17 protein-coding genes are annotated in these 18,855 nt (G+C 68.0%); 9 read left to right on the plus strand and 8 right to left on the minus strand.

Features of this window, described 5'->3' with window-relative positions:
- The first annotated feature begins 235 nt into the window (after nucleotides 1-235).
- The 4 genes from RF701_RS13700 to RF701_RS13715 all read left to right on the plus strand — a co-directional run bounded on the left by RF701_RS13700 (nucleotide 236) and on the right by RF701_RS13715 (nucleotide 5,842).
- Nucleotides 236-1,390 carry a phosphoserine transaminase gene (locus RF701_RS13700; protein ID WP_308815274.1) on the plus strand — a complete coding sequence of 385 codons (1,155 nt, stop codon included), beginning with the start codon at nucleotides 236-238 and terminating at the stop codon, nucleotides 1,388-1,390.
- 153 nt (nucleotides 1,391-1,543) lie between these two features.
- Nucleotides 1,544-3,121: a phosphoglycerate dehydrogenase gene (serA, locus tag RF701_RS13705; RefSeq protein WP_210357048.1), complete on the plus strand. Its 1,578-nt coding sequence runs from the start codon at nucleotides 1,544-1,546 to the stop codon at nucleotides 3,119-3,121.
- Between the two features lie 152 nt (nucleotides 3,122-3,273).
- Nucleotides 3,274-4,377 (plus strand): ATP phosphoribosyltransferase regulatory subunit, encoded by a 1,104-nt coding sequence (locus RF701_RS13710; protein ID WP_210357047.1) that lies wholly within the window; start codon nucleotides 3,274-3,276, stop codon nucleotides 4,375-4,377.
- Between the two features lie 175 nt (nucleotides 4,378-4,552).
- The gene (locus tag RF701_RS13715; RefSeq protein ID WP_308815275.1) at nucleotides 4,553-5,842 is read left to right on the plus strand and encodes an adenylosuccinate synthase; all 1,290 of its coding nucleotides are present in this window, start codon (nucleotides 4,553-4,555) and stop codon (nucleotides 5,840-5,842) included.
- A 70-nt stretch (nucleotides 5,843-5,912) separates the two neighbouring features.
- Here the strand turns inward: RF701_RS13715 and RF701_RS13720 are convergent, their stop codons facing one another.
- On the minus strand, nucleotides 5,913-6,350 hold the full coding sequence (locus RF701_RS13720) for a hypothetical protein (protein WP_308815276.1): 438 nt from the start codon (nucleotides 6,348-6,350) through the stop codon (nucleotides 5,913-5,915).
- Between the two features lie 58 nt (nucleotides 6,351-6,408).
- The gene (aroC, locus tag RF701_RS13725) at nucleotides 6,409-7,479 is read right to left on the minus strand and encodes a chorismate synthase (RefSeq protein ID WP_210357044.1); all 1,071 of its coding nucleotides are present in this window, start codon (nucleotides 7,477-7,479) and stop codon (nucleotides 6,409-6,411) included.
- 155 nt (nucleotides 7,480-7,634) lie between these two features.
- Between aroC and RF701_RS13730 the strand changes: the two genes are divergently transcribed.
- Nucleotides 7,635-9,302: a hypothetical protein gene (locus RF701_RS13730; protein WP_308815277.1), complete on the plus strand. Its 1,668-nt coding sequence runs from the start codon at nucleotides 7,635-7,637 to the stop codon at nucleotides 9,300-9,302.
- Nucleotides 9,303-9,456: 154 nt separating this feature from the next.
- On the opposite strand, the gene RF701_RS13735 is transcribed toward RF701_RS13730, so the two are convergent.
- Genes RF701_RS13735 through RF701_RS13750 form a run of 4 tightly spaced genes read right to left on the minus strand, consistent with a single transcriptional unit; the run spans nucleotide 9,457 to nucleotide 12,489 of the window.
- Nucleotides 9,457-9,765, minus strand: a complete 309-nt coding sequence (locus RF701_RS13735; protein ID WP_210357042.1) for a hypothetical protein — start codon at nucleotides 9,763-9,765, stop codon at nucleotides 9,457-9,459.
- 10 nt (nucleotides 9,766-9,775) lie between these two features.
- The gene (gene fabI / locus RF701_RS13740) at nucleotides 9,776-10,567 is read right to left on the minus strand and encodes an enoyl-ACP reductase FabI (protein WP_308815679.1); all 792 of its coding nucleotides are present in this window, start codon (nucleotides 10,565-10,567) and stop codon (nucleotides 9,776-9,778) included.
- 11 nt (nucleotides 10,568-10,578) lie between these two features.
- A complete protein-coding gene (locus RF701_RS13745) occupies nucleotides 10,579-11,532 on the minus strand; it encodes a YihY/virulence factor BrkB family protein (RefSeq protein WP_203308620.1) in 954 nt (317 codons plus the stop codon).
- A 9-nt stretch (nucleotides 11,533-11,541) separates the two neighbouring features.
- The gene (locus RF701_RS13750) at nucleotides 11,542-12,489 is read right to left on the minus strand and encodes a DnaJ C-terminal domain-containing protein (protein ID WP_203308619.1); all 948 of its coding nucleotides are present in this window, start codon (nucleotides 12,487-12,489) and stop codon (nucleotides 11,542-11,544) included.
- A 95-nt stretch (nucleotides 12,490-12,584) separates the two neighbouring features.
- Here RF701_RS13750 and RF701_RS13755 point away from each other — a divergent pair, with 95 nt between their 5' ends.
- A complete protein-coding gene (locus tag RF701_RS13755; RefSeq protein WP_287980531.1) occupies nucleotides 12,585-12,848 on the plus strand; it encodes a hypothetical protein in 264 nt (87 codons plus the stop codon).
- A gap of 67 nt (nucleotides 12,849-12,915) precedes the next feature.
- Here the strand turns inward: RF701_RS13755 and ligD are convergent, their stop codons facing one another.
- A complete protein-coding gene (gene ligD, locus RF701_RS13760; RefSeq protein ID WP_288936441.1) occupies nucleotides 12,916-15,417 on the minus strand; it encodes a DNA ligase D in 2,502 nt (833 codons plus the stop codon).
- A 33-nt stretch (nucleotides 15,418-15,450) separates the two neighbouring features.
- Nucleotides 15,451-16,344 (minus strand): Ku protein, encoded by an 894-nt coding sequence (locus RF701_RS13765; protein ID WP_203308616.1) that lies wholly within the window; start codon nucleotides 16,342-16,344, stop codon nucleotides 15,451-15,453.
- A 112-nt stretch (nucleotides 16,345-16,456) separates the two neighbouring features.
- Here RF701_RS13765 and pdxH point away from each other — a divergent pair, with 112 nt between their 5' ends.
- Genes pdxH through RF701_RS13780 form a run of 3 tightly spaced genes read left to right on the plus strand, consistent with a single transcriptional unit; the run spans nucleotide 16,457 to nucleotide 18,796 of the window.
- On the plus strand, nucleotides 16,457-17,035 hold the full coding sequence (gene pdxH / locus RF701_RS13770) for a pyridoxamine 5'-phosphate oxidase (protein ID WP_308815278.1): 579 nt from the start codon (nucleotides 16,457-16,459) through the stop codon (nucleotides 17,033-17,035).
- Nucleotides 17,032-17,985: a cation diffusion facilitator family transporter gene (locus RF701_RS13775; RefSeq protein WP_210357037.1), complete on the plus strand. Its 954-nt coding sequence runs from the start codon at nucleotides 17,032-17,034 to the stop codon at nucleotides 17,983-17,985. Before pdxH ends, RF701_RS13775 begins: the two co-directional genes overlap by 4 nt.
- Before the next feature lie 13 nt (nucleotides 17,986-17,998).
- Complete coding sequence (locus tag RF701_RS13780) at nucleotides 17,999-18,796, plus strand: PhzF family phenazine biosynthesis protein (protein ID WP_308815279.1); 798 nt, start codon at nucleotides 17,999-18,001, stop codon at nucleotides 18,794-18,796.
- Nucleotides 18,797-18,855 lie beyond the last annotated feature (59 nt).

Genomic DNA, 18,855 nt, shown 5'->3' on the forward strand with positions numbered 1-18,855 from the left:
GCGAAAGCGGATGCCTGTCGCAAGGCCGCCGTGACGGCCGGCGCAAGGACTGTACACAGCGCGCGCGATCAGGAAAGTCCGTGACCTCGCCAGAGTTCGTTCGAAAATTGTGCAGCGCCCCACGGAGGCGATCGATCCGAACTTTCCCGCTTGCCACGTCACCCTCGTATCCCTAGGGCCGTCGACGGGCCACGCGGTCCCAACGCCGCGCGTGCTCTCTGTGAGGAGAGTCTTCATGACTGATACGACGCTCGCCGACGCCACTCTTGCGCCTGCGAAACCCGCCGCCAAGCCGGCGCGCCCCCAATTCTCGTCCGGCCCCTGCGCCAAGCCACCCGGCTACGATCCCGCCAAGCTCGCGACCGCCGTCCTCGGCCGCTCTCACCGCTCGAAGCTCGGCAAGCAGCGCCTGCAATATTGCATCGACCTGATGCGCGAGCTGCTCGGCCTGCCCGACACGCATCGCATCGGCATCGTCCCGGGCTCCGACACCGGCGCCTTCGAGATGGCGATGTGGACGATGCTCGGCGCCCGCCCGGTTACCGCGCTTGCCTGGGAAAGCTTCGGCGAAGGCTGGGTGACCGATGCGGTCAAGCAGCTGAAGATCGACCCCAAGGTGATCCGCGCCGACTACGGCCAGCTACCCGACCTCACGCAGGTCGACTGGGCGACCGACGTGCTGTTCACCTGGAACGGCACCACCAGCGGCGTGCGCGTGCCGAACGGCGACTGGATCGCCGAGAGCCGAGAGGGGCTGAGCTTCGCCGACGCGACCAGCGGCGTCTTCGCCTATGACCTGCCCTGGGACAAGATCGACGTCGCGACCTTCAGCTGGCAGAAGGTGTTGGGCGGCGAGGGCGCGCATGGCGTACTGATCCTCGGCCCACGCGCCGTCGAACGGCTCGAGAGCTACACCCCCGCCTGGCCGCTGCCCAAGGTGTTCCGCCTGGTGTCGAAGGGCAAGCTGACCGAGGGCATCTTCAAGGGCGAGACGATCAACACGCCGTCGATGCTCGCCGTCGAGGACGCGATCTTCAGCCTCGAATGGGCGAAGTCGCTGGAACAGGGGGGGCTGGTCGCGCGGTCCGACGCGAACGCCGCCGCGCTCGACCGGATCGTCGAGGCGCGCGACTGGCTCGGTCACCTCGCGGAGGACCCGGCGTCGCGGTCGAGGACCAGCGTCTGCCTGACGGTCGACGCGGACGAGGCCGTCATCAAGAAGATGGTGTCGCTGCTCGAGGCGGAGGACGCCGCCTATGACATCGGCGGCTATCGCGACGCACCGCCGGGCCTGCGCATCTGGTGCGGCGCCACGGTCGACACGGCGGATATCGAAGCGCTCGGGCCGTGGCTCGACTGGGCCTACGCCACCGCCAAGGCGGCGGCCTAACTTTCTCCCGACCCCCATCGTCATCCCGGCGAAAGCCGGGACCCACGGACGCGATACGGCTGCGACTTCAAGCGTTCGGTATCCATGGGCCCCGGCTTTCGCCGGGGTGACGAGCGGAGGGCCGCGATCCCGTCTTTCCAGAAAGGCTATTTCATGCCCAAAGTCCTCATCAGCGATAAAATGGACCCTAAGGCCGCGCAGATCTTTCGCGAGCGCGGCGTCGAGGTCGACGAGATCACCGGCAAGACGCCGGACGAACTGAAGGCCATCATCGGCCAGTATGACGGGCTCGCCATTCGGTCGTCGACCAAGGTCACCAGGGACATTCTGGACCACGCGACCAATCTGAAGGTCGTCGGGCGTGCCGGCATCGGCGTCGACAATGTCGATATCCCCGCCGCGTCGGCGAAGGGCGTCGTGGTGATGAACACGCCATTCGGCAATTCGATTACCACCGCCGAACATGCCATCGCGCTGATGTTCGCCCTCGCGCGCCAGCTGCCGGAGGCGGACGCCTCGACCCAGGCGGGCAAGTGGGAAAAGAACCGCTTCATGGGGGTCGAGCTCACCGCCAAGACGCTCGGCCTCATCGGTGCGGGCAATATCGGCTCGATCGTCGCCGACCGTGCGCGGGGGCTGAAGATGAAGGTCGTCGCCTTCGACCCGTTCCTGACGCCCGAGCGCGCGGTGGAGATGGGCGTCGAGAAGGTGACGCTCGACGACCTGCTCGCCCGCGCCGACTTCATCACGCTTCACACGCCGCTGACCGACCAGACCCGCAACATCCTGTCCGCCGAGAACCTGGCGAAGACGAAGAAGGGCGTGCGCATCATCAACTGCGCGCGCGGCGGCCTGATCGACGAGGCGGCGCTGAAGGAAGGGCTCGACAGCGGGCATATCGCCGGCGCCGCGCTCGACGTGTTCGTCGAGGAGCCTGCCAAGGCCTCGCCGCTGTTCGGCACGCCCAATTTCGTCTCGACGCCGCACCTCGGCGCGTCGACGACCGAAGCCCAGGTCAACGTCGCCATCCAGGTCGCCGAGCAGATGGCGGACTATCTCGTATCGGGCGGCGTAACCAACGCGCTGAACGTACCGAGCCTGTCGGCGGAGGAAGCGCCGAAGCTGAAGCCCTATATGGTACTGGCGGAGAAGCTCGGCAGCCTCGTCGGCCAGCTGACCACGGGCGCGATCGCGCGCATCTCGATCCATACCGAGGGCGCGGCGGCGGAACTCAACCCCAAGCCGATCACCAGCGCGGTCTTGGCGGGCTTCCTGCGCAATCAGACCGACACGGTGAACATGGTCAACGCACCCTTCCTGGCGAAGGATCGCGGCATGGAGGTGCGCGAGGTGCGTACCGAGCGCGAGGGCGATTACCACACGCTGCTGCGCGTGTCGGTGAAGACGGCGGACGGCGAGCGTTCGGTCGCGGGCACGTTGTTCGGCGACCAGGCGGCGCGTCTCGTCGAGCTGTTCGGGATCAAGGTCGAGGCCGATCTGGCCGGCCAGATGCTCTATGTCGTCAACGAGGACGCGCCGGGCTTCATCGGCCGGCTCGGCACGACGCTGGGCGAGGCTGGGGTCAACATCGGCACCTTCCACCTTGGCCGCCGCTCGGCGGGCGGCGAGGCGGTACTGCTGCTCTCGGTCGACGAGCCGGTCAGCGGGGACCTGCTCGCCCGCGTCAAGGCGCTGCCGGGCGTGAAGACCGCGATGGGGCTGTCGTTCTAAGCCGCCGGACCTGTCCCGATCCCCGCTGTCTGGGCGTCTCTTCCCTTCTCCTGTCGGGAGCGGGAAGAGACGGCGATGCCGGCCAATAGGGTGAGGGGCAGCGCCGGAACCGCCAGTGGCGCGGCGCGCGCAAGCCGGCTATCGGGCGAGCCATGATCACGACCGGCCTGCTTCCCGAAGGATTCCACGACCGCCTGCCGCCGCATGCCGATGCCGCCGCCGCGGTCGAGGCACGCGTGCTGGAGGCGGCGCGTCTGCACGGCTATGAGCGGGTCGATCCGCCGCTCGCGGAACATGCCGATGGCCTGTCCTCGCGGCTGAAGGATGGCGCCCTGACGGACGCGGTGCGCTTCGTCGATCCGGTGTCGCAGCGCACGCTGGCGATCCGTCCCGACATGACCGCGCAAATCGCGCGGATCGCCGCGACTCGCATGGGCCATCATCCGCGTCCGGTACGCCTGTCCTATGCCGGTCCCGTCCTGAGATTGCGCGCGGACCAGCTCGCACCGGCGCGCGAATGGCGTCAGATCGGCTGCGAACTCATCGGCCGCGATTCGGTCGCGGCGGCGGCGGAAGTCGTCGGGGTCGCGGTCGAATCGCTGAGCGCCGCCGGAGCGAGCGGCCTGTCGATCGATTTCACATTGCCCGATCTGGTGGCGACGCTCGCCGCCGGCCCCCTGCCGGTGGCAGCGGACCAGATCGAGCCGCTGCGCAGCGCGCTCGACGCCAAGGACGCCGGTGCGGTCGCGACGCTGGCCCCCGCCTATCTGCCGCTGGTCGAGGCGGCGGGGCCATTCGCCGCCGCGGTCGCGCGGCTGCGCGCGTTCGACGCGAAGGGCGTCCTGGCGAGCCGTCTCGATGCACTGTCGGCGATCGCGGCATCCTTGGGAGACCGCGTGGCGCTGACCCTGGACCCGACCGAGCGACATGGCTTCGAATATCAGTCGTGGCTCGGCTTCTCGCTGTTCGTCGCCGGCGCGAGCCGGGAGGTCGGGCGCGGCGGCACCTATATGATCGTGGGGGCGGAGGGCGAGGAGCCCGCGACAGGCTTTTCGCTCTATGCCGATGCGATCGTCGCGACCGCCGGCGCGGTCGAGCGTCGCCGGCTGTTCCTGCCGCCCGGCACGCCGGTGGCCGACGGTGCGGCGATGCGGGCCGCCGGCTGGGTCACGGTGGCGGCGCTGGAAGCGGACGATACGCCGCAGGCGCAATTGTGCACCCACATATGGAAGGACGGCGTGGCACAGCCGGTCTGAGACCGATCGGCGAGCGTCCCCGGCGCCGGCCGGTCGGAACCGGCAATAACGTACCTCCACGGTTGACCCCGCGGGCGCGCGCCGCTAACCGCCCGCCCGCACTTGATGGAAATCCCGCCGCGCCGAGTCCTGTCGAAGGGCGCGCCGGGTCTGGCCGGCAGGTGGAGACCTGTACATGGCGAACGTCGCGGTGATCGGCGCCCAATGGGGTGACGAGGGCAAGGGCAAGATCGTCGACTGGCTGGCGGAGCGCGCCGACATCGTCGTGCGCTTCCAGGGCGGGCACAATGCCGGCCACACGCTCGTCGTCGGCGAGAATGTCTACAAGCTGTCGCTGCTGCCGTCGGGCATCGTGCGCGGCACGCCGTCGGTGATCGGCAATGGCGTGGTGCTCGATCCCTGGGCGCTCAAGGCGGAGATCGAGCGGCTGGGCGAACAGGGCGTTGTCGCGACCCCCGATACGCTGCGGATCGCCGACAGTTGCGCCCTGATCCTGCCGCTGCACCGCGATCTGGATGGCTTGCGCGAGGATGCGAGCGGCGCGGGCAAGATCGGCACGACGCGCCGCGGTATCGGCCCGGCCTATGAGGACAAGGTCGGCCGCCGTGCGATCCGCGTCTGCGACCTTGCGCATCTCGACGACCTGGGGCCGCAGCTCGACCGACTGCTCGCGCATCACGATGCCCTGCGCGCGGGGTTCGGCGCCGCGCCGATCGATCGCGAGGGACTGATCGCGGAGCTGCGCGACATCGCGGGCTTCGTCCTGCCCTTCGCCAAGCCCGTGTGGCGCGACCTCAACGAGGCGAAGGGACGCGGCAAGCGGATCCTGTTCGAAGGCGCGCAGGGCGTGCTGCTGGACGTCGACCACGGCACCTATCCGTTCGTCACGTCCTCCAACACGATCGCGGGCACGGCGGCCGGCGGGTCGGGGCTGGGGCCGGCGGCCGTCGGTTTCGTGCTGGGCATCGCCAAGGCCTACACCACGCGTGTCGGCTCCGGGCCCTTCCCGACCGAGCTGCACGACGAGACGGGCGAACGACTGGGCGTGCGCGGCCACGAGTTCGGCACGGTGACGGGACGCAAGCGCCGCTGCGGCTGGATCGACACGGTGCTGCTGCGCCAGTCGGCGGCGGTCGGCGGGATCACCGGGATCGCGCTGACCAAGATCGACGTGCTGGATGGCTTCGACGCGGTGAAGATCTGCACCGGCTATCGGCTGAACGGCGAGACGATCGACTATTTCCCCGCCCATGCCGCCGATCAGGCGGCGGTCGAGCCGGTGTACGAGGAAATGGAAGGCTGGCAGCAGTCCACCGCCGGCGCGCGCAGCTGGGCGGACCTGCCGGCGCAGGCGATCAAGTATATCCGCCGCGTCGAGGAACTGATCCGCTGCCCCGTCGCGCTGGTGTCGACCAGCCCGGAACGCGAGGACACGATCCTGGTCCGCGATCCGTTCGCCGACTGATCCGGACACGCGAAAAGGCCGGCTGACATGACGTCAGCCGGCCCTTCGCTAGCCTCGTAAGGCGAGGCTGTTATTGCGGCGTCGGGGTGCCGGCGGTCGTGCCGGCGGTGCCGCCCATCGTGCCGGTGGTCGAGGTGCCGCCCATCGTGCCGGTCGTGCCGCCACCCATCGTGCCGGTGGTCGTGCCCGTGCCGGTGCCGGTCGTGCCGCCCATCGTATCGGTGGTGCCGGTCGTGCCGCCCATGCTGCCCGTGGTCGACGTGCCGGTCGAATTCTCGACGCCCGTCGTGCTGCCGTTGGTTCCGGCGCGGCTGCTACGTCCACGCTTGTTCATCTTGCCGCGCGACTGCGTCGACATGCTGCCCGACGTGGTCGTCTGGTCGGTCGGCGACGTGGTGGTCTGGCCGCCCATCGAGCCCGTCGTCGAACCGCCGGTGGTGGTGGTCTGCGCGAACGCGGCCGGGCTGATCAGCATGGCAGCTGCCATGATCGGAAGGACCTTACGCATTGTTCTCTCCTGCAAAAATCTGTCCGCCCTCAACGGGTCGGGTGCAGGAGCGTTCCCTCTATCGGCCGCATTGACCCCGGTGAAGCAACGCCTGATCGGCTAAAACGAGCGCGACCATCGCCTCCACGACGGGGACGCCGCGGATGCCAACACATGGATCATGACGCCCCTTGGTCAGGATTTCGGCGGCCGCGCCGGACCGGTCGACGGTCTCGACCGGGATCAGGATCGAGCTGGTCGGCTTGAACGCGACGCGCAGCCGGATCGGCTGGCCGGTCGCGATGCCACCCGCGATGCCACCGGCATGATTGGCCAGGAACGTCGGGCCGGACACGCCCGGGCGCATCGGATCGGCATTCTGCTCGCCCCGCAGCGCGGCCGCGGCAAAGCCGTCGCCGATCTCCACGCCCTTGACCGCATTGATCCCCATGCAAGCATGCGCCAGTTCCGCGTCGAGCTTGGCATAGAGCGGCGCGCCCCAGCCGGCGGGGACGCCCGTCGCCTCGCACGCCACCACCGCGCCCAGCGACGATCCGTCCTTGCGCGCGGCATCCACCATCGCTTCCCACCGTGCCGCGGCGGCAGGATCGGGGCAGAAGAAGGGGTTGTCGTCGATCGCGGCATCGTCGAACGCGCCGTAATCGATCGCATCGCCGCCGATCGCCTCAACCCAGGCACGGATGCGGACGCCCGGCACGACCAGCCGCGCGACCGCGCCGGCTGCGACGCGGCTTGCCGTCTCGCGCGCGGAGGAGCGTCCGCCGCCGCGATAGTCGCGAAAGCCGTACTTGGCGTCATAGGCATAGTCGGCGTGGCCGGGACGATAGGCCTTGGCGACATCCGAATAGTCCTTCGACCGTTGGTCGACGTTCTCGATCATCAGGCTGATCGGCGTACCGGTCGTGCGCCCTTCGAAGACGCCGGACAGGATGCGGACCTGATCGGGTTCGCGCCGCTGGGTCGTGAAGCGACTGGTCCCCGGCCGCCGCTTGTCGAGCCAGGGCTGGATATCGGCCGCGTCGAGCGCGATTCCCGGCGGGCAGCCGTCGACCACCGCCCCGATCGCCGGGCCGTGGCTCTCGCCCCAGGTGGTGAAGCGGAACAGATGGCCGAAGCTGTTGACGCTCATGCGCGCGCCCTCGTGCGCGGGGCCAGGATGGCGGGAACGACGCGGTGGTGGGGGCGGGCGGGCATGCCGCCAGCCATGGCAGATCGACGCGCGATATCCTAGCGTCGCCATGACGGCGCGATGCGCCGATTCGAAGGCCTGATTGGGGGATTGGGATGCGATTGGGGGGATGTGCGATCGTCGCTGCGGCGCTCGCGAGCGCGACGCCGGCACTGGCGGAAGCCGACAAGGTCGATTTCGAGACCTGCGACGGACTGCAGGCGCCCGGCAAGCAGGCGGATGGCATGCGTCCGCCGTCGTCCGTCGCATCATGGGGAATCGCGGGGAATCGCAACGGCGCGGCGATCGCCGCCTGTACCCGTGCGCTCGCCAGTCCGCGCTTGCTGCCGACGCAGACGCTGCGGCGTGTCCATCTGCTGCGCGCCCGTGCCGCCGCGAACATGGCCAGCGACGCGATTCCAGCCGCCATCGCCGACCTGGAGGCGGCAGAGGCGGCGGGTGCGCAGCTGGCCGGCGACCCCTTCTACAAGCGCAGCATGGGCGTTTCGCTGTCGCTGCTAAGGGCGATCGCGCTCGCCCGGCAGGGCGATGTCGCGGCGGCGGGCCCGCTGGCGCGCGCCGCGATGGCAGCGCGCCCCTATGCGCTGCATGTCCAGCTCGCGGGGGAAAGCGTGCTCGAGCAGCTGTCCGATGGCGGGGCCGCGGCGATGGACAGCGTCGTCCGGCTCGATCCCGATCTGTCCACCAAGCTGATCCTGCTCGAAACCGCGGCAGGACATCATGCCAGGGTGCTCGAACTGGCGCCCCGCACCGATGCCGCCTGGCCTGTGGCGCGCCTCGCGCCCATGGCGCTGGCGGTGCAAGCGCCCGATGGCAAGGCGCTGTTGCGCGCGCTTACGCTGACGTTGCACACCGCTTATGCCCGCGCCGCGACAGGAGATGCGGCCGGCGCGCGGCGCGACGTCGCCAATGCAATGACGCATCTCGATGCGCTGCTGCCTGTGGCCAGCGCCGACCCAAAGGCCGGGGCGGGGAGCGCGCAGGGCGCGGCATTCGTCGGCATGCTCAACGACAACGTCCGCAAATTCGCGGGCGACTATGGCCGGCTGGTCGAGGCACGGATCGCGATCGACCAGAAGCGCCCGGCCGAAGCGCTCGCCGCGGTCGGCACGGTGACGATCAGGCCGGGCGTGACGATGCCGTACAGCGGTCCGCTGCTCGACGTGACGACGAAGCTTCGCCCGATGCTCACCGCCGAACAGGCGCAGTCGCTTCCCGATACAACGTCGATCGTCGCACAACTGGCGAAGGCGCGCGGCGACGCGCTGGTCGCAGCGATCCCCCTGGCGATGATCGTGCCGGAAACGCCGCGTGCCGTCATCGATTACAACCGCGCGCGCCCGAACATCCTCGGGGCGCTGGTGGGCGGCGCCTTGTCGATGGGCACCAGCCTGCTCGGCGGCATCAAGCGCACCGACGGCTTCCGATCGACGCTGAATCCCGACGGGACCCAAAAAGTCGAGTTCATCGGCAATTCGAGTTCGCCGGCGGTGATTCAGGAAATGACGCTGCTGCGCGCGGCCGAGGTGACGCGCGGCGCCGGCAAAGCTGCCTTCGCGATCACGACGCGGGCGGATTATTCGCGGCAGCTGGTCCAGTCGCAATATGGCCGCGAAATCAGTCGCACCCCGACCGGCTTCAAGAGCGAGCTGACGATCCGCCCGCTCGACCCCGGGGCAGACACGACGCACGCGATCGATGCCACGGCGGTGATCGATGCCTTGGGCCCGCTCTATTACGAGGAGAAGAAGCCGGCGGCCTGATCCGCGATTGCGGTGAACCGCGTGATGCTGAGCATGAGGCCCGGTGATCGAGGGGCGGATCGGGCCGGCTGGTTCTTCCTGGCGGGGCAGGCAAACCCCGTCGCTTTTGCAATACAATCGCCGGTCCGTCGCGAAGCGCTTGCCGCGCTTGCGTTCAGCGCTGCGGGCCGGGATCGATGCGGAAGGCGCGAAGAAGCGCGCGCCGGGCGGGACCGGCGATCAGGACGGCCAGCAATACGCCGATGCTCGCGCCCGCGCTGCCCGCCCCCGATATCCATCCCCATTGGGGCGCGATCCAGCCGCCGATCCACACGCCGGCGACGATCAGCGCCAATGCCAACGTGTCGCCGACCGCCCGCGCATGCGCCTCACGCGGCGTAACGGCCCGTTCGTACCGGCCGCGTTGCCAGCCGTAATAGCCGGCGAGCATGGCGATCAGCGCGAGAGCGGCGGATAGCGTCATCGTCGGGTCTTCAGGCGAGCGCGATGTCCGGCGCATCCTCGGCCTTCATGCCGATGACGTTGTAACCCGCATCGACATGATGGATCTCTCCGGTCACGCCCGCCGACAGATCGGACAGCATATACAGGCCGGCGCCGCCGACATCCTCGATCGTGACGGTGCGGCGCAAGGGCGCGTTCAGCTCGTTCCACTTGAGGATATAGTTGAAGTCGCCGATGCCCCGCGCCGCCAGCGTCTGGATCGGCCCGGCGGAGATGGCGTTGACGCGGATATTGTCCGGTCCCAGGTCGACCGCCAGATATTTGACGCTGGTCTCCAGTGCGGCCTTCGCCACGCCCATGACGTTATAATGCGGAATGACCTTTTCGGCGCCATAATAGGTCAGCGTCAGGATCGCGCCGCCGTTCGGCATCATCGCGCGCGCGCGCTGCGCCACCGCGACCAGCGAATAGGCGGAGATGTTCATCGTCATCAGGAAATTGTCGAGCGTCGTGTCGTAATAGCGCCCGCGCAGCTGCGACTTGTCGGAGAACCCGATCGCGTGGACGACGAAATCGATCGTCGGCCATTCCGCCTTCAGCGCCGCGAACGTCGCGTCCAGCGCGGCCATGTCGGACACGTCGCAGTCGAACAGCCGCGCGACGCCGAGCTGCTCCGCGAGCGGGCGCACGCGCTTCTCCATCGCCGCGCCCTGATAGGAAAAGGCCAGCTCCGCCCCCGCTTCGGACAATTGCTTGGCGATTCCCCAGGCCAGCGACTTGTCGTTCGCCAGTCCCATGATCAGCCCGCGCTTGCCCGCCATCAACCCCGTCGTCACGCCGCCTGTGCCTCCACCTTATGCGTCGCGCCTTCCTCTAGCGCCGGTTCGGGTGGTTCCGCCAGTGCCGCGTTGAGATGCGCGCCGAACACGAGGCCGAGGCCGATCAGGTAGAAGAACAGCAGCATGACGACCACGCCCGCCAGGCTGCCGTAGGTGAGGTCATAGCCGCCGAGATGGCTGAGCACCAAGGGCAGCAACGCCGTCATCGACACCCACCAGCCCGCCGTGAACAGCGCGCCGGGCCATTTCGGGCAGTCGGAATGGCGGTATTTGCCGGGCGTCACCGAGTAGAACAGCAGGTAGAGCGCGCCGTACATCACGATGCCGGGGATCACGCGCGACAGGCCAACCCAGCCTGCGGCGTCGCGGGCGAACGGGAGCAGGCGGTAGATGAACTGTTCGGCGGCGGTCAGGATACCCTGGATGAGGAAGCTCATCAGCGCGATCACCACCGACAGGATGATGACACCCGACGACGACAGGCGGGATCGCCAGAAGGGCACGCTCGCCTTGGTCCCATAAGCGCGATGGAACATGTCGCGGATGGTTTCGATGAACCCCCCGACGGTCCACAATCCGACGAGGCCGCCGAGCCATAGAAGCGATCCCGTCCGCGCGACGAGCACGTCGGCGATCGGTTTGCGCAGGATTTCGGCGACGTCAGGCGGAAGGACGTGGAGGAAGGAGGCGACGGCGCGCTGCGTCTCGGCGCTCTGGCCCAGCAGCGACAGCACCGCCGCCGCCGTGATGAAGAACGGAAACACCGTCATCAGCGCCAGATAGGCCAGATTGCCGGCGTGGATGAAGCCATCGTTGAACACGCCGATCGCGGCGCGCTTGGTCACTTCCCAGGCCGCGGCGGGCGGCCGCAGCTTCGCGAGACGCTGGCGGGCGCCGCGATGCTGATGCGCGCGATCTTCGGGGGTATAGGCTATGGTATCTGTCACGTCATGGCGTCAGACGCCCATCGCCGCGCGCGGGTTCCGCCCGTCGGACCATCCTTCGACGAACTGTTGCAGCGCTGCATCATCCGCCGGCACGTCGATCATCAGCGTGACGAGCTGGTCGCCGCGCGTTCCGTCCTTCCGGTGGAACCCCTTGCCCTTGAGGCGCAGCGTCTTTCCCGACGTCGTGCCCTTGGGCACCGTCAGCATCACCGCCTTGTCGACGGTCGGCACGCGCACCTGTCCGCCAAGCACCGCCTCGCGCAGCGACAAGGGCAGATCGAGGCGGACATCGTCGCCGTCGCGGGTGAAGAAGCGGTGCGGCTGTATCTCGATCGTCACGATCGCGTCGCCGGCGCCCCCCGGACCCTGCTCGCCCTTGCCGCCCAGCCGCATCTGCGTGCCATCCTCGACGCCGGCGGGCAGCTTGAGGTCGATCGTCTTGCCGTCGCCCAGCGTCACGCGCTGCGGGCTGAGCGTCGCGGCATCGACGAAGGGCACGCGCAGCGAATAGGCGACATTCGCACCCTTCGGCTGCGGTCGACGGCCGAAACCGCTGGCGAAGCCGCCGCCACGCGCGCCACCGCCGCCGAACAGGCCCTCGAATATGTCCCCCATGTCGCCGGCATCGCCGCCGAATTCGAAACCGGCGCTGCTGAAGCCGCCGCCGGCGCCGGGCCGGGCATAGGTACCGCCGCCGCCCGGCCGAGCGCCGCCATAGCCGAAGGGGGAGGCGGGATTGCCGTCGCCGTCGATCTCGCCCCGGTCGAAGCGGGCGCGCTTGTCCTTGTCGGTCAGCAGGTCGTAGGCGGACGTCACCTGGCTGAACCGCTCGGCCGCCTTGGGATTGTCCTTGTTCCGATCGGGATGCAGTTCCTTGGCGAGCTTGCGATACGCCTTCTTGATGTCCGCCTCGGACGCATCGCGCGCGACGCCCAGGGTCTTGTAAGGATCGGCCATTGGGTCCCCGTTGGTGTATTACCGACCTATGTGGGGGAGGGCGAGGCGCAACGCAATCGGCTCGACGCTCGTTGAAGGCCGCAAGGAGACGGACGATGAGCGACAAGCAGCCAACGCAGGCGATGGATACCGACCATGACGGCGCGCACGACGGCGTCGGCGACGCACCGGGCAAGCGCGCGGGCGGCGGCGAAAGTGGCGGCGGCGCCTATCCCAACCCGCATACAGCCAAGGGCGGGGGCGATGCCGGCGGCGGCTTCATGGAACATGGCGGCCAGTCGGAGATCGACTATTCGGGCACGGGCGACAAGGATACCGACGATACCGTCGGCAACGACAATGCGGTGACCAAGGAATAGCTTGGCATTTCCGCTGTCGAGAAGCGGGCCGGCAGGAGGGCGTGCCATAGTCGGTGCCCTCCCGGTCTCAGATATCCGGCAACAGCTGGTCCGCGATACCCCAGCCCTGCAATGCGCGCGACGTCGCACGGGCAAGCAGCGCGTCGCGATCGGCGACCGACCAGCGCGCCGCGCTATCGAGGTCGCGCAACTCGCTCCACGATACCGGGGCTGCAACCGGGGCGCCGGCACGCGCGCGGGCCGCATAGGGCATGATGGCGGTGCTGCCGCGCTGGTTGCGCAAATAGTCGATGAAGATTCGCCCCTTGCGCTTCGCCTTGGTCATGACCGCAACGAAGCGATCCGGATCGGCCGCGGCGAGTGCCTTGGCGAAGCGCTCGGCGAAGTCGCGGACAATTGGCCATTCGGCCCCTGGCATCAGCGGCACGACGACATGGACGCCCTTTCCGCCCGACAGCAACGGAAAGCTGGTCAGGCCGATCTCGGCGAGCTGGTCGGCGACATATTGCGCGGCCTTCCGCGTTTCCGCGAAGTCCAGCGCCTCGTCGGGATCCAGGTCGAAGACCATGCGGTCAGGCGTTTCCAGTGCATCGATCGTCGATCCCCAGCCGTGGAATTCGATCGTCCCCATCTGCACGCAGGCGACCAGCCCGTCCGCGTCGTCGACCCACAGATAGGGTTCGGTGCTGCCGTCCTTTTCGGTGATGTCGACGTGGTGGACATGATCGCCGAAGCTGCCCGCGTCATGTTTCTGGAAGAAGCACGCCTTGGCGCGGCCTTGCGGGCAACGGACGAGACTGACCGGCCGTCGCCCCGTCCAGGGCAGCACGACGGGCGCGAGCGCCGCATAATAATCGGCAAGGTCGCCCTTGGTGACCTGGCTGTCGGGAAAGATCACGCGATCGCGGCTTGATACCTTGACCGTCACGGACGGTGCGCCTTGTGCGGGTGCCGGTTCCGGCGTCTCGACGACCACGTCCTGCGCTCGCTTGTCGCCTCGCAATCCGATGAAGCTCGGGTGGCGTAGCAGGCCGTCCGGCGTCACCTCGGTGAAGGCGATTTCCGCGACGAGCTTCGGACTGACCCACTGCGCCCCGCGGACCATGGCGCGCGGCGCCTCGACCGTCGGCGTCTTGCGTGCGAGCCGGGACAATTGTGCGGCGATCGCGTCCATGCGGCTGGCGTCGAAGCCGGTGCCGACCTTTCCCGCGTACCGCAGCCGGCCGTTCTCGTGCACGCCCAGCAGCAGCGAGCGAAAGCCGCGCTTCTTGTCCGATGGCAGCCAGCCGACGATGACGAATTCCTGCCGACGGGTGCATTTCGCCTTGAGCCAGGCGCGCGTGCGGCCCGACCGATAGGGCGCGTCGGCGCGCTTGGAGACCACGCCTTCCAGTCCCTCGCGGCACATCGTCTCGAACAGGGGCTCGCCCGCGCCCAGCACATGTTCGGCGAACTGCAGCCGTTCGCCGGCCGGCAGCAGCGCGCGCAGCCGCTCCTTGCGCGCCAGATTGGGCAAGGCGCGCAGATCCTCGCCGTCGTGCTCGAGACAATCGAACGCGAACAGCGTCATCGCGCCGCCGCCGGCGATCGCATCCTTGAGCGTGGAGAAATCGGGACGCCCGTCCTTGAACGCGACGATCTCTCCATCGATCAGCGCGCTGCCCGGGATGGCGGCGGCGGCCTGTGCGATCGCCGCGAACTTGTCCGTCCAATCCAGGCCGTTGCGCGTGAAGACCGTCGCCTGGCCTCCCGCGACCGCGACGAGCGCACGATAGCCGTCATACTTCACCTCGTGCATCCATCCGCTGCCCGCCGGCACCGCTTCCACCAACGTGCACAATTGCGGTTCGATGAAAGCCGGGGCTTTCGCTTCGGCAGAAGCGGGGGACGCCCGTCGTCTACGCCGGCTCGTGCCCGGTGTCGCCGCGCTCTTTGCGGGTGATCCGGCGCTTCCGCCGGTGGTGCGCCCCGGCGCCGCCTTGCCGCGGCGGGACGGCGTCTTCCCTTCAGCGATCTCCTGCATCGTGCGGCCGGTCGCGACGCTGGTCAGCGCCTCCTCGGTCAGCGTGTCCGTCCCTGCGGCGAAGGCGTCGTCGATCTTGCGCAGCAGCCAGTTCTCGCGCCGCTCCTTGCCGCGTGGCTTCAGGCGGATCAGCAGCCATTCGCCCTTCATCCGCTCGCCGTCCAGCACGAAGTGGAGATGGCCCTTTTCCAGGTCCTTCGCCGATTTACCGGCGACGGGCGACCAGGTGCCGCGATCCCATAGCATGACGGTGCCGCCGCCATATTCCCCTGCGGGGATCGTGCCCTCGAACGTCGCATAGGACAAAGGATGATCTTCGGTGCGTACCGCGAGACGCTTTTCGTCCGGGTCGAGGCTCGGGCCGCGCGTCACCGCCCAGCTCTTCAGCACGCCGTCGATCTCGAGCCGGAAGTCCCAGTGCAGCCGGGTCGCGTCGTGCTTCTGCACCATGAAGCTGTTGCCGTGGCCGGGGGCGAGCGTGCCGGCTGGCTCGGCGGTCTTCGCGAAGTCGCGCTTGGCGTTGTACGCGGCGAGCGGATCGGTCATCGGCGTGCGCCGAAATGACGGTGGAGGGGGCGGTCAGGCACGTTTCTTCGCCGCGGCCTTGGTGGCCGGCTTCTTGGCTGGCGTCTTCGCCGCCGGCTTGCGGGACGGGGCCGTCTTCGCGGGTGCCGCGTCCGCCTTGCCGCCTTCCATCGATTTCTTGAGCGCCGCCATCAGGTCGACGACGTTGCTGCCTGAACGCCCGCCGCCCTCGTCCTTCTCCTCGATGATCTTGCGACCCTTCGCCTTTCGCTTGCGTTCGATCAGGTCTTTCAGCGCGTCGACATAGCGGTCGTGGAACTCCTGCGGATCGAAGGCGCCCGTCTTCTTGTCGATCAGCGCCTGCGCCAGATCGAGAAGGTCGGGATCCGGCTTGTCGTCGGGAATCTCGCGGAAATAGCTCTGCGCCTTGTTGACCTCGTCGGCATAGCGCAGCGTTTCCAGTACCATGCCGCGCCCGCACGGCTTCAGGCTGACGACATATTCACGCCCCCTCAGCGCGAGCTGGCCCAGGCCGACCTTCTTCGACCGCTTCAGCGCCTCGCGCAGGACTATGAACGCCTCCTCGGCCAGATCGTCCGCCGGCACGACGAAATAGGGCTTTTCGTAATAGATGACGTCGATCTCGCTGGCGTCGACGAATTGCGTCAGCTCCAGCGTTTTCTTGGATTCGAGCTTCACCGCATCGATCTCGTCCTGCTCGAGCAGCACGAATTCGCCCTTCGATACCTCATAGCCCTTCATGATCTCGTCGGTATCGACGGGGCCGATGCCGGTGACGACCTTCTCGTAATGGATCGGTTTGCCGCTGGGTTCATGGATCTGCTTGAACGAAACGGTCGCGCCGCTGCGCGTCGCCGAATAGATTTCGACCGGGATCGACACGAGGGCGAGGCGGATCTGGCCTTGCCAATAGGCGCGTGCGGGCATGGGACAGAGCCTTGACGTTGCGGAAGCGATTCAATTCGCTGGCGGATGACGGGTTCCGCGGTGATCTGGATCGGGCTGTGACAGCGGCGGCCTTTTCGGTTAGGGCGCGCGCATGGCTGACGATCCCTTCGCGCTGTTCGACGCCTGGCTGCAAGAGGCCGAGGCGGGCGAACCCAACGACCCCAATGCCATGGCGCTCGCGACGGTCGACGCCTCCGGTCAGCCGTCCGTCCGGATGGTGCTGTTGAAGGGGCATGGCCCCGACGGATTCGTCTTCTATACCAACCGTGAAAGCCGCAAGGCGGCCGATCTTGCCGCCGTGCCCAAGGCGGGTCTGCTGTTCCATTGGAAATCGCTCCGCCGCCAGATCCGGATCGACGGGACCGTCGAACGCGTCGGCGATGCGGAATCCGACGCCTATTTCGCCACCCGCGGGCGCGACTCGCGACTCGGTGCCTGGGCCTCCGACCAGTCGCGCCCGCTCGACACGCGCGAGACGTTCGAGGCGCGGTTTGCGGCGATGCAGGCGCGGTTCGAGGGGCAGGACGTGCCCAGGCCGCCGCATTGGGGCGGCTATCGCGTGGTTCCCGATCGGATCGAATTCTGGCAAGACCGCGCGCATCGCCTGCACGAACGCAGGCTCTTCACCCACGATGGCGACGGCTGGACCGAAGGACTGCTGTATCCATGACCCAGGACGAACGACGCAGGATCATACCGCTCGCGACGCGTGCGGCACTCGCCAGCGTCGCCATGGCGTGTTTCCTGCTGGCGCTCAAAAGCTACGCGGCGTGGCAGACCGGATCGATCGCGATGCTCGGCAGCCTTGCCGATACCGCGCTCGACCTGCTTGCCAGCCTCGTGACGCTGTATGGCGTGCGGCTGGCGGCGACACCCGCCGACCATGACCATCGCTTCGGCCACGGCAAGGCAGAGGCGCTGGCGGCGCTGTTCCAGGTCGCGCTGATCACCGCGTCGGCGGGCGGCATCGCTTGGCGCGCCATCCAGGCGTTGGGCGCGGACACCGCGACCGGGGACGCGGAATTTGGCATCGGCGTCTCGATCGTCGCGATCGTCGCGACCATGGTCCTGCTATGGTACCAGCGCCGCATCATCCGCCAGACCGGGTCGGTCGCCATCATGGCGGACAATGTCCATTATCAGTCGGACGTGCTGCTCAACGGATCGGTGATGGTCGCGCTGATCGTCGACCAGTATCTGGGCTTCCACAAGGCCGATCCGTTGTTCGGCATCGCTATCGCGATCTGGCTGGCCTGGGGCGCCTTCCAGGCTTCGTCGACCGCGATCGATCAGCTGATGGACAAGGAATGGCCGGAAGACCAGCGTGCCGCCTTCCTCGACGTCGCGGCACGCCAGCCGGGGCTGAAGGGTATTCACGATTTCCGTACGCGCCGTTCCGGCAGCCACGATTTCGCGCAATTCCACATGGAGGTCGACCGGCACCTGACGGTCGGCGCGGCGCATGATATCGTCGAGAATGTCGAGAAGAGCCTGCGCAGCGCCTTTCCGAAGGTCGAGGTGCTGATCCATCTCGATCCGGAGGGCCATGTCGATACCGACAACCCGCTGGTCGAGGCGGACGTGACGCCGCACTGGTTCGGCAAACGCGTCGGCTATTGAGGAAGTCCCGAACATGCGCATTCCGTTCAGCCAGATCGACGCCTTTGCCGATGTGCCTTTCGCCGGCAATCCGGCGGCGGTGATGCCGCTGTCGACGTGGCTCGACGATGCGACGCTGCAGGCGATCGCGGCCGAGAACAACCTCTCGGAAACCGCCTTCCTCGTACCCGACGCGAGCGGACAGGCGGATTTCGAGCTGCGTTGGTTCACCCCGGCATCCGAGGTGCGCCTGTGCGGCCATGCGACGCTGGCGAGCGGACATTTCGTGCTCTCTTCGGGAGAGCCGCGAGATGCGGTGCGGTTCCGGACGCGGCAGGCGGGCATCCTGACGGTGACCCGGGTCGGCGCGGGCTACGAACTGGCGCTGCCCGCCTGGAAACCGGAATCCAAATCCTTGCCGGACGTGGTGGCGGCGCTGGGTGTCGGGGATGTGGTTGAAACCTTGTGGCGCGAGGGCGGCTATGGCGTGGTCGTTCTCTCGTCCGAGGCGGCGGTGCGCGCGGTGCAGCCCGATTTCAGGGCGCTTGCTGCGACCGGAGAGCATCAGGCGATCGTCACCGCCCGCGGCGACACGGCCGATGTCGTCAGCCGCGTCTTCGTCCCCGCCTTCGGCATTGACGAGGATCCGGTAACCGGATCGGCGCATGCGGTGATCGTGCCCTATTGGGCGGAGGCGCTGGGCCGAGACACCTTCACCGCCTATCAGGCGAGCGAACGGGGCGGCCGCTTGACCTGCCGTCTGGACGGCGATCGTTCCGTCCTCGGCGGAAAGTGCATCACCGTGATCGAGGGTACGTTCCTGCTGCCGTGACCTCTTAGTGCGCGATCCAGCAAAGCTGGATCGGCGCGGTACCGGCCCCCACCCCTCCT

This window comes from Sphingomonas sp. GV3 (assembly GCF_031082075.1).
GTDB lineage: Bacteria > Pseudomonadota > Alphaproteobacteria > Sphingomonadales > Sphingomonadaceae > Sphingomonas > Sphingomonas beigongshangi.

Bases quoted from the DNA above. Each gene is read 5' to 3' on its own strand.
- ligD (WP_288936441.1), bottom strand. From the start codon at position 15,417: ATGACCGATCCGCTCGCCGCGTACAACGCCAAGCGCGACTTCGCGAAG.
- RF701_RS13700 (WP_308815274.1), top strand. From the start codon at position 236: ATGACTGATACGACGCTCGCCGACGCCACTCTTGCGCCTGCGAAACCC.
- fabI (WP_308815679.1), bottom strand. From the start codon at position 10,567: ATGGCGGGCAAGCGCGGGCTGATCATGGGACTGGCGAACGACAAGTCG.
- RF701_RS13710 (WP_210357047.1), top strand. From the start codon at position 3,274: ATGATCACGACCGGCCTGCTTCCCGAAGGATTCCACGACCGCCTGCCG.
- aroC (WP_210357044.1), bottom strand. From the start codon at position 7,479: ATGAGCGTCAACAGCTTCGGCCATCTGTTCCGCTTCACCACCTGGGGC.
- RF701_RS13715 (WP_308815275.1), top strand. From the start codon at position 4,553: ATGGCGAACGTCGCGGTGATCGGCGCCCAATGGGGTGACGAGGGCAAG.
- RF701_RS13775 (WP_210357037.1), top strand. From the start codon at position 17,032: ATGACCCAGGACGAACGACGCAGGATCATACCGCTCGCGACGCGTGCG.
- RF701_RS13735 (WP_210357042.1), bottom strand. From the start codon at position 9,765: ATGACGCTATCCGCCGCTCTCGCGCTGATCGCCATGCTCGCCGGCTAT.
- RF701_RS13730 (WP_308815277.1), top strand. From the start codon at position 7,635: ATGCGATTGGGGGGATGTGCGATCGTCGCTGCGGCGCTCGCGAGCGCG.
- RF701_RS13765 (WP_203308616.1), bottom strand. From the start codon at position 16,344: ATGCCCGCACGCGCCTATTGGCAAGGCCAGATCCGCCTCGCCCTCGTG.
- RF701_RS13750 (WP_203308619.1), bottom strand. From the start codon at position 12,489: ATGGCCGATCCTTACAAGACCCTGGGCGTCGCGCGCGATGCGTCCGAG.
- RF701_RS13780 (WP_308815279.1), top strand. From the start codon at position 17,999: ATGCGCATTCCGTTCAGCCAGATCGACGCCTTTGCCGATGTGCCTTTC.
- RF701_RS13755 (WP_287980531.1), top strand. From the start codon at position 12,585: ATGAGCGACAAGCAGCCAACGCAGGCGATGGATACCGACCATGACGGC.
- RF701_RS13720 (WP_308815276.1), bottom strand. From the start codon at position 6,350: ATGCGTAAGGTCCTTCCGATCATGGCAGCTGCCATGCTGATCAGCCCG.
- serA (WP_210357048.1), top strand. From the start codon at position 1,544: ATGCCCAAAGTCCTCATCAGCGATAAAATGGACCCTAAGGCCGCGCAG.
- pdxH (WP_308815278.1), top strand. From the start codon at position 16,457: ATGGCTGACGATCCCTTCGCGCTGTTCGACGCCTGGCTGCAAGAGGCC.